This window comes from Neobacillus massiliamazoniensis, from assembly GCF_001048695.1.
Lineage (GTDB): Bacteria > Bacillota > Bacilli > Bacillales > Cytobacillaceae > Neobacillus > Neobacillus massiliamazoniensis.
Genome location: NZ_CVRB01000002.1, coordinates 540,818 through 555,200 on the forward strand (window position 1 = coordinate 540,818; position 14,383 = coordinate 555,200).

Annotated in this window: 15 protein-coding genes, 1 pseudogene and 1 riboswitch; of the genes and pseudogenes, 7 read left to right on the plus strand and 9 right to left on the minus strand. The window is 37.8% G+C overall.

Translation table 11 applies throughout. The features are described from left to right. Positions 1-169: 169 nt before the first annotated feature. From BN1082_RS10505 to BN1082_RS27430, 7 genes are all read right to left on the minus strand, one after another. Complete coding sequence (locus BN1082_RS10505) at positions 170-1,075, minus strand: GAF domain-containing protein (RefSeq protein WP_176699736.1); 906 nt, start codon at positions 1,073-1,075, stop codon at positions 170-172. A gap of 9 nt (positions 1,076-1,084) precedes the next feature. After that, on the minus strand, positions 1,085-1,738 hold the full coding sequence (locus tag BN1082_RS10510; RefSeq protein ID WP_090634043.1) for a response regulator transcription factor: 654 nt from the start codon (positions 1,736-1,738) through the stop codon (positions 1,085-1,087). A 10-nt stretch (positions 1,739-1,748) separates the two neighbouring features. Next, positions 1,749-2,384 carry a sensor histidine kinase gene (locus tag BN1082_RS10515; RefSeq protein ID WP_090634045.1) on the minus strand — a complete coding sequence of 212 codons (636 nt, stop codon included), beginning with the start codon at positions 2,382-2,384 and terminating at the stop codon, positions 1,749-1,751. Next, positions 2,381-2,977, minus strand: a complete 597-nt coding sequence (locus tag BN1082_RS10520; RefSeq protein ID WP_090634046.1) for a PAS domain-containing protein — start codon at positions 2,975-2,977, stop codon at positions 2,381-2,383. Before BN1082_RS10520 ends, BN1082_RS10515 begins: the two co-directional genes overlap by 4 nt. A 515-nt stretch (positions 2,978-3,492) precedes the next feature. Further along, the gene (locus BN1082_RS10525) at positions 3,493-4,131 is read right to left on the minus strand and encodes a hypothetical protein (protein ID WP_090634048.1); all 639 of its coding nucleotides are present in this window, start codon (positions 4,129-4,131) and stop codon (positions 3,493-3,495) included. Positions 4,132-4,194: 63 nt separating this feature from the next. Next, positions 4,195-5,007 carry a VOC family protein gene (locus tag BN1082_RS10530; protein WP_176699737.1) on the minus strand — a complete coding sequence of 271 codons (813 nt, stop codon included), beginning with the start codon at positions 5,005-5,007 and terminating at the stop codon, positions 4,195-4,197. A 44-nt stretch (positions 5,008-5,051) separates the two neighbouring features. Then, positions 5,052-5,198 (minus strand): hypothetical protein, encoded by a 147-nt coding sequence (locus BN1082_RS27430; RefSeq protein WP_176699738.1) that lies wholly within the window; start codon positions 5,196-5,198, stop codon positions 5,052-5,054. A gap of 118 nt (positions 5,199-5,316) precedes the next feature. Here BN1082_RS27430 and BN1082_RS10535 point away from each other — a divergent pair, with 118 nt between their 5' ends. The 7 genes and pseudogenes from BN1082_RS10535 (at position 5,317) to BN1082_RS10565 (ending at position 12,269) form a co-directional block, all read left to right on the plus strand. Then, entirely contained in the window at positions 5,317-6,105 is a 789-nt protein-coding gene (locus BN1082_RS10535; RefSeq protein ID WP_090634052.1) for a GNAT family N-acetyltransferase, read from the plus strand. Between the two features lie 107 nt (positions 6,106-6,212). Continuing rightward, positions 6,213-6,425 (plus strand): annotated as a pseudogene (locus tag BN1082_RS10540) (DapH/DapD/GlmU-related protein); the annotation flags it as partial. A 136-nt stretch (positions 6,426-6,561) separates the two neighbouring features. Continuing rightward, entirely contained in the window at positions 6,562-7,497 is a 936-nt protein-coding gene (locus BN1082_RS10545; RefSeq protein ID WP_090634054.1) for a DMT family transporter, read from the plus strand. A 275-nt stretch (positions 7,498-7,772) separates the two neighbouring features. Beyond that, entirely contained in the window at positions 7,773-8,468 is a 696-nt protein-coding gene (locus BN1082_RS10550) for a response regulator transcription factor (RefSeq protein WP_090634055.1), read from the plus strand. Further along, positions 8,465-9,472, plus strand: coding sequence for a sensor histidine kinase (locus tag BN1082_RS10555; protein WP_090634057.1), 1,008 nt, complete (start codon positions 8,465-8,467; stop codon positions 9,470-9,472). The genes BN1082_RS10550 and BN1082_RS10555 overlap by 4 nt, the downstream gene beginning before the upstream one ends. A gap of 99 nt (positions 9,473-9,571) precedes the next feature. Beyond that, entirely contained in the window at positions 9,572-10,333 is a 762-nt protein-coding gene (locus BN1082_RS10560; RefSeq protein WP_090634059.1) for an ABC transporter ATP-binding protein, read from the plus strand. Next, positions 10,323-12,269: an ABC transporter permease gene (locus BN1082_RS10565; protein ID WP_090634061.1), complete on the plus strand. Its 1,947-nt coding sequence runs from the start codon at positions 10,323-10,325 to the stop codon at positions 12,267-12,269. Before BN1082_RS10560 ends, BN1082_RS10565 begins: the two co-directional genes overlap by 11 nt. 50 nt (positions 12,270-12,319) lie before the next feature. Here BN1082_RS10565 and add read toward each other — a convergent pair whose 3' ends face one another. Together add and sdhB are read right to left on the minus strand one after the other, a co-directional pair. Beyond that, positions 12,320-13,312 (minus strand): adenosine deaminase, encoded by a 993-nt coding sequence (gene add, locus BN1082_RS10570; protein ID WP_090634063.1) that lies wholly within the window; start codon positions 13,310-13,312, stop codon positions 12,320-12,322. A 77-nt stretch (positions 13,313-13,389) separates the two neighbouring features. Beyond that, positions 13,390-13,489, minus strand: a riboswitch (purine riboswitch). Positions 13,490-13,628: 139 nt separating this feature from the next. Continuing rightward, a complete protein-coding gene (sdhB, locus tag BN1082_RS10575) occupies positions 13,629-14,381 on the minus strand; it encodes a succinate dehydrogenase iron-sulfur subunit (protein WP_090634065.1) in 753 nt (250 codons plus the stop codon). Positions 14,382-14,383 lie beyond the last annotated feature (2 nt).

A 14,383-nucleotide genomic window follows, 5' to 3' on the forward strand; every position in this document is an offset into this window, starting at 1 on the left:
GCTTTTTGACCTTCATGGCGGATTGGCTTATGACCTCGAGGGGCTAGGCGCTGGAGCTGGATTCAGCAACTTAATTAAAGTTATCCACACCTAAATGAATCTATTAATTCCTAGAGTACAAAAAAACCTATCCAGCAAAGTGAATAGGTTATACGAAGGATCAAGAGCGCTATGAGGTGCCCGTTTTAGGACGGGGATTCCAAATTTGGTCACGTAAAAGCAAGCTGAGAAAAAAGTTCATCGTTAAAATCGTCCTTCTATCGTCAAAAATCGTTTCAATACTTCCATTGATTTTTCTCACTTCATCAGCCAAGTGCGAAAACTCTTCTCTAGAAAGATCCAAATATGGATATGCTTCAATTTGAACGGCAAATTGCTGTTCAGATTTTAGTTCAATAATCAATTTGATCTTGGCATTTTTTTCCTTTTTAAATACCCGTTCAAAAAGAAAGGTAAATATTGAAATGAGGCTTTGCTGCGCCTCTTCTGACAGTAAGGTTATGCGCTGATCTAACAAAATGATTTCTAGCTTTTCTCCCCAATTTGACTTCTCTTTTACAAAGTAGCGAGAAAGGGAAGACTTTTTTGCTTCCTTTTTTTCATCTTCATTTGTTCGTTCCGCCTCTCGCTCAAGCAAATAGAAACGCACAATCTCTTCCGCAGCCATTTTCATAGATTCTATTTCAATCGCATCAAACTTTCTACATGTTCTTTGACCAATAAGCAGAACGCCAATCATCTGCGATTGAAAAAGTAACGGTATGGATGCTGCTGATTTGAGTTCTTCTATAATTAAGATTGGAAACTCTAGAGATTCATCTTGAAGTTCTTCCGGAAAATGTGTGATTATAAATTCTCGTTTTGTTTTTAACGTTCTTCCGCAAATCCCGTTTCCACTTCTAACAACAATACTGGTATAGCGGTTGTTTAGGGAACCAATGGCTAAACGCCAGCGAAATTCAAGATTAAGAGGATCATAAAAGGCAATAGCCGAAAAATCCACTTTTAATTCAGAAACTAGCGATTGAAGTTTTAAAGTTAGTAATTCTTTTAATCCTGTTTTTTGAATTGTCATCGTCATCACCTAATTATCTAAAAGGCCTCTTTTTAATGCAAACTGCACTAAGTCTCTTCTTGTTGTTAGTTTAAGCTTTTCCATAATTTTAGATTTATGTGTTTCCACGGTTCTTGGACTTATATTGAGAAGTTCTCCGGTTTCTTTGTTTGTGTAACCTTTTGCCACAAGGCTGCAAATTTCTTTTTCACGTTCAGAAAGAAGATCAAATGAATCATTATATTCCTCTCCTGTATCGTGAAATACATGCTCAATTACTCTTTTTTGAGCGCTTGGATAAAGATAGGCCTGCCCGGAATTCACCTGCCTGATAGCCGTCACTAACTCTTGCCCAAGTGATGATTTCAATAAGAAACCGGATGCCCCTGCCTTTAATGCTCTAAATAAAGAATCCGGGTCATCATGCATTGATAGAATGAGCACTTTGATTTCAGGGAAGTTTTGAACGAGTTCACTCGTAGTTGGCAGCCCATCTCTTCCGTTTGGCATGCTTAAGTCCATGATGACTACATCCGGGTTGACTTTAGGGATTTTTAAAAGTGCTTCATTTCCTTCAGCAGCTTCCCCAATAACAATCATATCTGATTGAGCATTTAATAATAAGTTCAGACCGTCACGAACAACGGCATGGTCATCCACTAAAAAGATCCGAATTTTATTCATCTCTACCACCTTAACCAATCGGAATATTTACTTGAATTTGTGTCCCCTTGCCAATTTCAGAGTTAATCAAAAAATCTCCTCCTAATATGGAGGCTCGCTCTTCCATACTGTAGATCCCGACACCGTTTCGATTCGAAGGATTGAGTTCAAACCCTTTGCCGAAATCTGTAATGGTAAGGAATACTGTGTCTTTTTGCTTATCAACATCAATAACAATATCAATCCGCTCTGCACTCGAATACTTTGCTGCGTTAATCAAAGCTTCTTGAGCAATACGATACAAAGCTGTTTCAATAGAGGACGGTAGGCGCTCATTACCCCCTTTATAGGTAAAATTAATTTGCATGCCAAATCGGTTGCCAAAATCTCGGATAAAGTTTTTTAAAGTAGCAATAAGTCCATGATCATCGAGGGTGGATGGACGTAATTCAGATGATAAGTGTCGGACATCTTCTATCGTTTGGGTAATCATTCCTTGGAGTTTTTCAAGATGTGTTTCTATTTCGTTTTCATTTTTAGGAATAGACTTGATGATATCTGATTGCAGAAGTATTCCGAATAATGATTGCCCAATTCCATCATGGAGTTCCCTTGATATAAGCTTTCTTTCTTTCTCTTGGGCTTGAAAAATGGAGTGAGTAATCATTTTTTCAATTTTTTTTGTTCCTCTTTTCGTTTTTCGCTAATCTTTTGTAAGCCAATGACCGTCCCTTTTTCATTCTCTGGGGTTGTATAAAAAGAAACGCTCGCTTGCACTGGAATTAATGCTTTATGAGATTTAATATACAATTCTTCTGGATTTTCTTGGTCATTCATCAAAAAGCATTTCGACACTTCGCAAATTTTATTGGTCCCTGGATAAGTGGAACAAACATCACAAAAATTCACAATCTCTTTATTCCCAAGATTAAGAAGATCTTTCCCGGCATCATTTAGACTGATAATATTTTTATTTTTGTCGAGAATGAAGATGCTTTGTGTACTATTTTTTATGACAGCAAGAATTTGTTCTTGTCTAGACCGTAATTTTCTCTCCTGCATAAAAATAATCATAAAAAAAGCGGTAATATTGATGAGGACGAAAAAAAATAACGGCAATTTATCTACATTATGAATGTTTACATGGAGCATAGATATTAATGATTGGACAATGATAAACGAAACAATCATGCTGATCAGCCCATTTTTCAATAGAAACAAATAAAAGGATCGGTTATTTCCCCGCTTACCTGAATGCATTACACTCCCCCACCCCGTCTAGTTTCAACTCCCTGTCACTAGAGAGAAGTTAACTAGTCACTTCCTTATTCATACTATTTTGAAAGATCCCTCTTCTTATTATTATCGTTTTCGGTGCTTGCTGTAACTGTGATAAAGATCACATTTTATCCGTCCGATTCTTACTATCTTGTGAACATACGTGAAGGCAAGCAACCTGTATCGGAGATTGCAGAAGTCTCCCCCATTCCTGCGAATATTTTAGATAAAGGCTGTGTTGAAGGTCATTGTTGATTTTTGAAACTATGTTGATTGGCGCGGAAGGCGCGAGACTCCTGCGGGATTACGGGACAGGGGAGACCCCACAGGCGCTTAAGCGCCGAGGAGGCTCCCCGGAACGCCCGCGGAAAGCGAAGCGCCTGGAGAGCAAATCAACAGGCACGTTTAACACAGCCTAGATAAATTATTTGATCGCCATGGAAACACCCACAAGAATAAGTACGAAAAGGCAGGACTATTGGAGGAAAAGGCTTTCTCTAATCCGGAATAATAATCTCCAGCTTTCCTTCCTGATTGGTTATTTCAATTACTTTGTCAGTAAATAAATATGGAGTATCATACTTATCTTGTTTCTTAAGATCAATATAACTATTATTCGCAGTCAGGACTGGAAAAACGGCGTTAGTTTTCTTAAATAGATTTTGTGAAACCTCTATTTCTGCCATCAAAATGATTTGTTTCTTGGAGATAGCAAAAAATAGTTTACCAATTTCCCTGTCTTGATCGATGATTCTGATCTGCTGCAGGAGGGAGATTAGACATGTGACAAAATCATTAATCTTCTCATTTTCTAAGCCTTTCAACTGAAAATCCGCCAACACTTTGTTGATTCCAGTTTTGATTTCCTTAAAGGAAAATACATCTTCAATCCTAAAAGCCGTTTTTGTTTTCCCGAGACTTTCAAACTTTTTCCTTATCTCAAATATGTAATCCTTGATAAAACCTTTATGTTGTCCGCGCTGAGCTACAAAATCCGCCAGCTGATTGATACAGCGAATCTCCTTGCTTCGATTACTAATTAAAAGTAAAAAAGCATAGACATCCTTCTCATCAATAGTATTGTCGATAAACTTATCATAATAATAATTTAGTAACGATTGTTCTTTAGTATCCATTTGCCTACTCCTAGATGAAATATTTTGAAAGAATTGCGAAGGGTGTCAGGCACCCAAGTGTGGTTATTGAAATCTCCAATAGCCATTTTGCAATTCAAAAAAGGTGTTTTGCTGCGTTTCTGTTAGGTTAACTAAAAAGGGCGTTTCCCCTTTTTCCTTTAAAATATTTTGGGCCGGGCCTTCGCCATTGGGGGTACAGAATAGTAGCTTAGTGCCAGGCAATTCTAATTTTCTGCATCTGGCATTGATGGTTGGATCCATAAACTCCTCACTTGGTTTCAAATTGAATAGTTGCCCCCAAGTTGTAACTGTTTGATCTAAGTTGTTTACAACAATACTAACACTGTCCAACTTCGGATTGCCCACTAAGTGTGTTCCTATTAATCCCTGATTCCTTAAATCTGACAATCTTTCCTCATCCGACTTTTCCCATTGGATAAAGAAAGGAAGTGAAAGCTCGTTTGCTGCGTTTTCCGGAAAAAGAAGCGACCATCTGATTACTTGGCCATCAGTACGAACTCTTTCGCCTTGAAGCGGACCAAAAACAGTAAAGCCCTCTTCTTTTAACCTTACCGCTAATTCTTCAATCTGATCTGTACGAACCGCAATTCGAGCCGGACCTTCGCCATTTTCTTTTGGCAGCTGTTCAGCGATATGTGTTACCAATCTATTATCTTGATGTTTTTCAGCAATAGATATATTCTCAATACCCAAAAACTCAATATAACCCAACCCGAAATAAACGAGAGAATTATAGGTTCCCCACGTTTCATGTCGGCCGCCATTGACAGCATGGATTCCTCTCTGTTTTAAAGTTAAAATCATCTCTTCAGGCTGCTTCGTAAACCAGACTAGGTGATCAAAAGAAAATTGCATAAGGGTCACTCCTTCCATTCACGTTCTTAAATGTTGTGCCCCAACTATTTATAACGGCCACCAAAATGGTCCTTGTCTGTTACTATCATGCAAGAAACAGATAACTTTTTCAATCTTCCAGATGGTTTATTTTTGTCGCTAACATTCGGAATAACCAATTTCTTAGCTTTAAGCCTCTCCTTTTCGTTCATCTCCTAAAAGTTTTCTTACTTACTACTTACAATTCCTTTTGCTTATTATAATTTTAAAAAATATTGAAATTTTCATTCTATATGTTTACTCTATATAAAAAGCAAGGGGGTATTTTACGTGATAAGAAAGCTTACAGACCAAGATCATGATCAGGTCCTCGCTTTTTTAAGTGAGGAACCATCTATTAATCTATTCATCATAGGAGATTTAGAAGCCTTCGGATACTCTTCGGAATTTCAAGAGATATGGGCAGAGTTTGATGAACAGAACACAATAAAAACCGTTCTACTAAGGTATCATCAATCTTTTATTCCATATGCTAAAGGAGAATTCGATACGAGCGGTTTTGTCTCCATTATGAAAAAGTACAACCAACCTATTTTTTTATCTGGGAAGTCCGATATAGTAGCTAAATTTGAAGCCTTCGATGACCTAATACTTGGTAAGAAACAAGTTACTTTTTTTGCAGAATGTCTCACGGATGAATTCTTGAGTGTCAATGATAATGATGTCAAGATTAAAAAGGCTAGTTTAGAGGATATAGATCAAATAATTGAACTCCGCCGTTCAATTGAAGAATTTCATATGAGAAGTGATGCGCGAGACATATTAGTTCAGGCGATGGAATCCAACACCGCAAGAACATATTATACGGATGAAGATGGTGTTATCACTTCATGTGTTTCAACAGCAGCGGAAAATTCCCTGTCGGCCATGATTGTAGGCGTTTGTACTAGGAAGGAATATCGCCGTAAAGGTCTCGCCACTGCTATCATGCAAAAATTATTTCAGGATGTTCTAGAAGAAGGTAAAACTCTTTGTCTTTTTTACGATAACCCTGAAGCGGGTCGCATTTATAAGAGACTTGGCTTTAAGGACATTGGAATGTGGACCATGCACCGCTAAACTGACCGAATATGAGGTTGTCCAACACAGAGTCAGACTCTTTTGGGACATCTTATTTTCGTTTTATCCTAAATTATGTTAAGGGTTATACACTCCATTAAAAAGTGCCTTTGGAGAGAATTTCCGGAACAGAATATGGAAAACAAGTAACCATTGGTGATAATGTTTGGATAGGCGGACGAGCAGTAATAAATCCAGGTGTGAAAATAGGAAATAATGTTGTTGTTGCATCTGGAGCAGTCATAACAAAAGATGTACCTGACAATGTGGTTGTTGGCGGAAATCCTGCAAGAATCATTAAACATATAGATGTAAATTAAAATATACCAATGGAACTGGGAAGAAAACGAGCAAACACTGGAAATACCACTTTTACTCTCCACTAAATTCAAATTGCTTCAATTCTACATCCGTGATACTCTTATGATTATGTAATGGGGATTGGGGGGGGAATTTTTGAACATTAGAGCATTTAGCATGGCCCTTTTTTCGGTGATCATATGGGGATCCTCTTTTGCTTCGATTCGTGTTGGATTGTTGGGCGGCATTTCTCCAGGCCATATGGTTCTCGCTCGTTATTTAATCGCCTCTGGCATGTTTATCGTGTATGCACTTTTGCCTGGTGTTAAATTTCGCTTACCAAAAAAAGAAGATTCATTGAGAATTGTACTGCTTGGTTGGATTGGAATTAGTATCTATCATATCGGGGTAACCTTTGGTGAACAAACTGTTTCAGCTGGGACTGCAGGAATGCTGATTGGATCAGGACCCATTTTTACAGCACTCCTTGCTGTGCTTATATTAAAAGAACGCATGGGAAAATGGGGATGGATAGGGTTATCAATCGGTTTTATTGGAATCGTCGTCATTACTTTAGGAAGCAGCGGACCTTCGTTTGAAATATCGAAAGAAGCCTTTTTCATTTTAGTAGCTGCTTTTGTTACATCTGTTTTATTTGTTTATCAAAAACCACTGTTGAAACGTTATTCTTCCATTGAATTAACCGCTTATTTTACATGGGCTGGCACCTTGCCGTTCTTTTTGTTCTTCCCAGGGTTCATTCAAAATCTACAGCAATCAACAATGGAAGCAAATCTAGCATGTTTGTACATTGGGATTTTCCCGACAGCCATAGCTTATGCAACTTGGGCATACGCCATGTCAACCGGAAAAGCCAGCACCATTTCGAGCATGTTGTATATCGAACCGGTAGTAGCCATCCTCGTTGCCTGGGTTTGGCTCCATGAGTGGCCACATACCCTTTCGATTATTGGCGGTATCATTGCCATTTCTGGTGTTATTGTTGTCAATTTGTTTGGAAAAGAGCAAAACCAACAGCTAGAAAAATATCAAAATAACACCAATCAGAATTTTGAAGAGTTGGATCTATAATTAGGTTGAAGGGTGAAATCGAAAACGATTTCGCCTTTTTTATATGATAAGTATATAAAAACTGACTTCGAGAATTGTCCAGCTTCAGGCGCCATCGGCTCGAGGTCACAAGCCAATCCGTCAAGAAGGTTAAAAGGCAACCTTCCTGCCGGCTCGTCTTGTGCTTGTCGCCGATAGGCAGGCGCCTTACGCTTTTCTAATATCCCTCTCCTCCTATGGCAAAAAGGAATTTTTTCCTATAAAATGAGAGTATTAGAAAAAGTGTGGTGAAACAGTTGTTTAAAATCTTATTAATCGAAGATGATGTCACCTTGTTTCAAGAAATCAAGGATCGGTTAACAGGGTGGTCTTATGATGTTTATGGAATTACCGATTTTAGTCAAGTCTTTACAGAATTTACGGCTGTGAAGCCTGATTTAGTTATTATTGATATTCAACTTCCAAAATTCGATGGCTTTCATTGGTGCCGGATGATTCGGGCCCATTCGACGGTTCCGATTCTATTTTTATCTTCCCGTGACCATCCTACCGATATGGTCATGTCGATGCAGCTTGGAGCAGATGATTTTATCCAAAAGCCATTTCATTTTGATGTGCTGATTGTAAAGATACAGGCCATCTTGCGCCGCATTCATCAATACAATACAAGCGAATCAATAGATCTGAAAACATGGTGTGGGGCCACAGTGGATTATCAAAAGAATACCGTTACCAATGAAATAGGCTCTATTGAGCTAACCAAAAATGAAATGTTTATCTTAAGGGTATTGATCGAGCATAAAAATAAAATCGTCAGCCGGGAAGAATTAATGAAAAGCTTATGGGATGATGAACGATTTGTCAGTGATAATACATTAACTGTGAATGTCAATCGGCTCCGGAAAAAACTAGACGAGATTCACATAGGTCACTTTATTGAAACAAAGGTTGGCCAGGGATATATCGCGGTGGAAGAGGATCACTCACTATGATAAAAAGATATTTACTTGAACGGTCCAGCTGGATTCTACTCTTTTTATTCCTGCAATTTCTTGTCATCTCTGTTACTTTCCTTGATACAGCCATCCCGCTATCGGCCATGCTCTATATCGTTTTTTTATCGATGTTGATCTTTACGATTTTTCTAATCGTCCGTTATTACCGAGAAACAAGATTTTATAAAAACTTGGAAAAATGGGATATCAAACTAGATGTATCAGGGATTGTGGATACAGAAAGTCCTTTTGAAAAATTGATTATAGATTGTGTTACCAACCAGACAGAATGGCTGAAACAAGAGGCTGCTAGAAATCGCTTGGCTTTAGAACAAGAGAAGGATGAACTGTTAGCGTGGATTCATGAAATAAAGACGCCTCTTACAGCTATCAATCTTATGATTGACCGCATTGATGATAAAAAAATGAAAGCGGATTTGAATTATGAATGGTTAAGAATTCATCTCCTGCTAGATCAACAACTTCATCAAAAGCGGATCCCATTTATGGAAAATGATTTGTACATTGAAAATACCCAGTTAAAATCCATCATTTTTCATGAAATTAAAACATTACAGTCGTGGTGTATCCAAAAAGGGATCGGTTTTGATGTAGAATTAGAGGTTACGGAAGTGCTGACGGATGCGAAATGGGCAGCATTCATCATCAGACAGCTGTTAACAAACGCTGTAAAATACAGTGATGAAGCCTCTGATATCATCATCCAAAGTTACCAAAAGGAACAGCAAACGATCCTTGAGATACAAGATTTTGGCCGGGGAATTGACTCCAAGGATCTGCCGCGCATCTTTGAAAAAGGCTTCACCTCAACGGCAATGCACCATGATAATAAAGCGACAGGCATGGGATTATACTTAGCAAAGAAAGCAGCACTTCCCTTATTAATCCATATTGATGTTTCCTCAAAATGGGGAGAAGGAACGACGTTTACATTAACCTTTCCCAAAAGAAATGAATTCGTACATATTACTGGCATGTGACGAAATTGTCACATGCTTTTATTGTTTGTTCGTTGATTCGAAGGAAAAGATTAGGAATCCCTTTTATAATAAAGCTATCAAATAAAGGAGCGGATCGTGATGAATATATTAGAAGCAACGAAAATTTATAAAAGTTATGGGAATAAATTCAATATGCAGGAAGTATTGAAGGGTTTGGATTTGACGATCACAAAAGGTGAATTCGTTAGTATCATGGGAGCTTCCGGTTCAGGGAAAACAACGTTACTTAATGTCCTTTCCTCTATCGATAAGGTAAGCAACGGTTCTATAAAAATTCAGGGAAACGAAATGACAAGAATGAAAGAAAAACAGCTGGCAGAATTCCGCAAGAATCATTTAGGTTTTATCTTCCAGGATTATAATCTATTAGATACATTGACCGTAAAGGAAAATATTCTTTTACCATTATCCATTTCCAATACATCGAGAAAAGTAGCCAATCAAAAATTTGAAGCTGTCGCGAATGAACTAGGGATTTATGAAATTAAAGATAAATATCCAAATGAAATTTCCGGCGGTCAAAAACAAAGGACCTCTGCAGCGCGGGCTTTTATTCATGACCCAAGTATTATTTTCGCTGATGAACCAACCGGTGCCCTTGATTCCAAATCGGCCTCCGATTTACTAAACAAATTGAGTCAATTAAATCAAAAACGGTCTGCAACGATTGTGATGGTTACACATGATCCGGTTGCCGCCAGTTATTGCAACAGAGTCATCTTTATCAAAGATGGACAAATTTATACCCAATTAAATAAAGGAGAAGAATCACGCCAAACCTTCTTCAAAGACATAATGAAAACCCAAGGAGTATTAGGCGGGGTGCAAAATGAACATTAATCAACTCATCCTTCGAAACCTAAAGAAGAATTTAAAAAATTATTATTTGTATGTGTTTGCGTTAATCTTTAGTGTCACTCTATATTTCGCCTTTGTGACACTGCAATATGACCCTGCCATGGATTCAACAAAAGGATCCGTGAAAGGAGCTGCAGCCATTAAAGCTGCCTCGGTCTTACTGATTGCGATTGTCTCAATCTTTCTACTCTATGCCAATACGATTTTTATTAAACGGCGAAGCAAGGAGATAGGTTTATTTCAATTAATTGGCATGACAAAGAATCGGATTTTCCGCATCCTTAGTGCCGAAAACTTTATTCTTTATTTCATTTCCGTTATCATCGGAATCTTTATTGGCTTCTCAATTTCTAAATTAATCATTATGATTTTATTTAAAATTACGAAGGTCCAAGCCATTGCCACTCTTCACTTCTCATCACAGGCATTGATCCAAACTCTTATCGTCTTTGGTGTCATCTATCTATTGATTATGTTGATGAATTTTCTATTTATAAAAAAACAGAGTATTTTAGCGTTATTTAGAGTCCTTTCATCGACTGAAGGAAAAATGAAAAAGATATCTGTATGGGGTATGATTATAGGCATATCCGGACTAATTTTAATCTCTGTTGGTTACTATGTTTCATCGAGACTATTTAGCGGTGATTTTGTCACGATTTCAGCACTTTTCACGGCCATGATCGTGATTCTAGCATCTGTCATTATTGGAACTTATCTTTTTTATAAAGGCTCTATTAGTTTTATTTTCCACCTTATTCGCAAAAAGAAAGATGGCTATTTATCTATAAACGAGGTATTATCGCTTTCGTCAATCATGTTTCGGATGAAGTCAAATGCCTTATTATTAACGATTATTACGACTGTTTCCGCACTTGCCATCGGTTTATTATCGTTAAGCTATATTTCCTATTACTCCGCAGATAAAATGGCTAAAACTTGGGTAGCGGGTGACTTTTTTTTCACAAATCCACAGGAATCTGAGACATTTGAAAAAGCTTTAGCGGACAATAAAATCACTTATAGTGAAAAAAAGATGGAAGTCATTCAAGTAAATGCCAACCTTAAACAGATTATGGATTCAAATTTAAAAGAGATGAAAGTGGACCCAAATAATATGCAAACTGCGGTCATTAGCGACAAATCCATTAGTGGGATCCAAGTATCTCCGCAGGAAACCGTTTTTTCGGGTTATAATGATTTGCTGCAAAAATTTATGCCTTTTAAAGATTCTGGTCAAATCGAATTAAAAGGGCATAAAGAAGTAATTCCTCTCCACTATTTAGGATTAAGAAAGGAATCCGTTGTCCCATCGTATTTTACAGGTGGCGGATCTCCTGTAGCCATTGTCGATGATAGCGTCTTTACACGCTTAAAGAATGATCTTGATCCAACTATTCAAAAAAAATCATCCTTATTTATCGGAATCAATTTAAAGGATGAGGCAAAATTAGAAAAAGCCAATGAAATTTTTAAACAAATGAACTTTACCAGTGAAGATTCTCATGATTCCCGCCTTGAAACAAGTAATTTTCAGAAAAGAAATATGGGTCTCGTCATGTTTATCGTCGGTTTCTTAGGATTGACTTTCCTAATTACCTCAGGCTGTATCCTTTATTTTAAACAGATGGGTGAGAGCGAAGAGGAAAAGCCAAGTTATACGATTTTAAGAAAGCTTGGTTTCACCGAAAACGATTTACGCAAAGGCATTCAATTCAAACAACTATTTAATTTCGGGATTCCTTTAGCGGTTGGCCTATGCCATGGTTATTTCGCTGTCAAATCCGGTTGGTTCCTCTTCGGGACAGAGCTTTGGACACCGATGATAATAGTCATGTTATTATACGCCGCCCTGTACTCTATTTTCGGTATACTCTCTGTCCTCTATTACAAGAAAGTGATTAAAGAAGCCTTATAATCGCAAAACGGTCAGACTCCTCGTTTAGTTGAGAGTCTGACCATTTGCTTTTATATATACTTTTTCAGCTTTTCTTTTGTTTCTATATCTGCGAAAGATGCTTCAACACTATTATGATAGATTTGTTTATAATCTTCATAACTAATGTTAAATTCTTTAGCTATGATATTGCATTCATTTGCCATAGTTGTATCTGAAACAGTTCTGTTGTCCGTATTAACGGTTACTTTTATTCCATCCTTGTGAAAGTCATAAATCGGGTGTTCACTAAAATGATTCACTGCTTTTGTTTGTACGTTACTTGTTGGGCACATTTCAAGCACCACTTGTTTTTCCTTAACGATGTTATAGGCTTCAACACAATCCTTAATAAAAACGCCATGTCCAATTCTTTCAGCACCTAAAAGTTCAACGGCTTCTAATACATTTTTTCCAATTCCAGTTTCTCCAGCATGTATCGTTACTCGGTAGCCATATTCTCGAGCTAATGCAATCGGTTCTACGAAGTTTCTACAAAATCCTTCTACTTCAGATGCACATAAATCAATAGCTACAACTCCTTTTCCAAGGAATTGTTTACCCTTTTCTACGACCTCAAATGCGCGATCTGCAGACATCGTTCTCATACATGACAGAATCAAGTTTCCTTTAATATCGTACTGATTTTCGGCATCCTTCATTCCATCCAAAACGCTTTGGATTATTTCTTCTACATCTAATCCCTTAGCAGTGTGTAATAAAGGAGCAAAGCGAACCTCCATATATTTCACATTTTCAAGTGCAGCATCTTCAAAAAGCTCAAATGTAATTCTTCTTAGATTCTCCTTTGATTGCATGACTAAATTTGGTATAGCGAATTTTTCCAAATATTCATTAAGGGATTCGCATTCTAATGGAGCCGTGATTTCTTTTTTAATCTCTTCTATATCAAAAGAAGGTAAACTGATGCCCTCTCTTTTTGCAATATCAATGATTGTTTCTGGTCTAAGACTTCCATCTAAATGAACATGAAGCTCTATTTTAGGTAACGTTGAAAAATTCATATGTTAATCCTCCCTAAATTTATGTTTTATTACAAAGCAAAAAGATAAAAAAAAATTCCTGATTACGAAGAAAATACAAATCTTTGCATCTTCTTCGTAATCAGGAATTATTGGTTCCTGGTAGAGACCTCCAAACCATATTATTGGAGTTATACGAAATGGTTTATGTCATCATTTTTTAAAAGGATAATAGAATTTATTTTTTTTGTCAAGTAGGTTAAAAGGGGCATGCCCTAGATATGAAGGCTGCCCCGTTTTGTTAATATATGGTTAATCCCCTTAAATGACCTGCACTTCTGAGATAATTTGCAACTGCCTACCCAAAAAAGCTTTTGAACGACTGGAGTGTGACCTGTCGGTTTACCTGGGCAATAGAGGTGGTTAGTGGGATTCCTTTTGGACAAACCTCTACGCAGTTTTGCGAGTTCCCGCAGGAAGTGATTCCTCCTTCTCCCATAAGAGCTTCAAGCCGCTCTTCCTTATGCATGGCACCGGTTGGATGGGCGTTGAACAAACGAACCTGTGACAACGGTGCTGGGCCAATGAATGGCGATTTTGCATTTACGTTTGGGCACGCTTCAAGGCAGCAGCCACATGTCATACACTTCGATAATTCATATGCCCATTGTCTTGTTTTTTCGGGCATCCTTGGACCAGCCCCTAAATCATATGTTCCGTCAATCGGAATCCACGCTTTTACCTTTTTAAGAGCATCAAACATCCGCTGCCGATCGACTTTTAAATCGCGATCCACAGGAAAGGTCGAAAGCGGTGCCAGTTGAATAGGTTCTGTAAGCTGATCGATTAATGTTGAGCATGCTTGGCGCGGTTTTCCGTTTATCACCATTGAGCAGGCGCCGCATACTTCCTCTAAACAAACGGATTCCCAAATGACGGGCGTTGTTTTTTTCCCGTTAGCATTCACCGGCTTTCTTTGTATCTCTATTAGAGCCGAGATGATGTTCATGTTCGGTCGATAAGGAACGAGGAATTCTTCTTTATACGGTGCTGATTTGGCATCCTTTTGCCTTGTAATAATGAGGTGAATTTTTCTGTCCGTTCCTGCCATCG

Coding starts and splice junctions, on each gene's coding strand:
- BN1082_RS10515 (WP_090634045.1), bottom strand. CDS start 2,384: ATGATTACTCACTCCATTTTTCAAGCCCAAGAGAAAGAAAGAAAGCTT.
- BN1082_RS10520 (WP_090634046.1), bottom strand. CDS start 2,977: ATGCATTCAGGTAAGCGGGGAAATAACCGATCCTTTTATTTGTTTCTA.
- BN1082_RS10555 (WP_090634057.1), top strand. CDS start 8,465: ATGATAAAAAGATATTTACTTGAACGGTCCAGCTGGATTCTACTCTTT.
- BN1082_RS10560 (WP_090634059.1), top strand. CDS start 9,572: ATGAATATATTAGAAGCAACGAAAATTTATAAAAGTTATGGGAATAAA.
- BN1082_RS10510 (WP_090634043.1), bottom strand. CDS start 1,738: ATGAATAAAATTCGGATCTTTTTAGTGGATGACCATGCCGTTGTTCGT.
- BN1082_RS10525 (WP_090634048.1), bottom strand. CDS start 4,131: ATGGATACTAAAGAACAATCGTTACTAAATTATTATTATGATAAGTTT.
- BN1082_RS10505 (WP_176699736.1), bottom strand. CDS start 1,075: ATGACAATTCAAAAAACAGGATTAAAAGAATTACTAACTTTAAAACTT.
- BN1082_RS27430 (WP_176699738.1), bottom strand. CDS start 5,198: ATGAACGAAAAGGAGAGGCTTAAAGCTAAGAAATTGGTTATTCCGAAT.
- BN1082_RS10565 (WP_090634061.1), top strand. CDS start 10,323: ATGAACATTAATCAACTCATCCTTCGAAACCTAAAGAAGAATTTAAAA.
- BN1082_RS10530 (WP_176699737.1), bottom strand. CDS start 5,007: ATGCAATTTTCTTTTGATCACCTAGTCTGGTTTACGAAGCAGCCTGAA.
- sdhB (WP_090634065.1), bottom strand. CDS start 14,381: ATGGCAGGAACGGACAGAAAAATTCACCTCATTATTACAAGGCAAAAG.
- add (WP_090634063.1), bottom strand. CDS start 13,312: ATGAATTTTTCAACGTTACCTAAAATAGAGCTTCATGTTCATTTAGAT.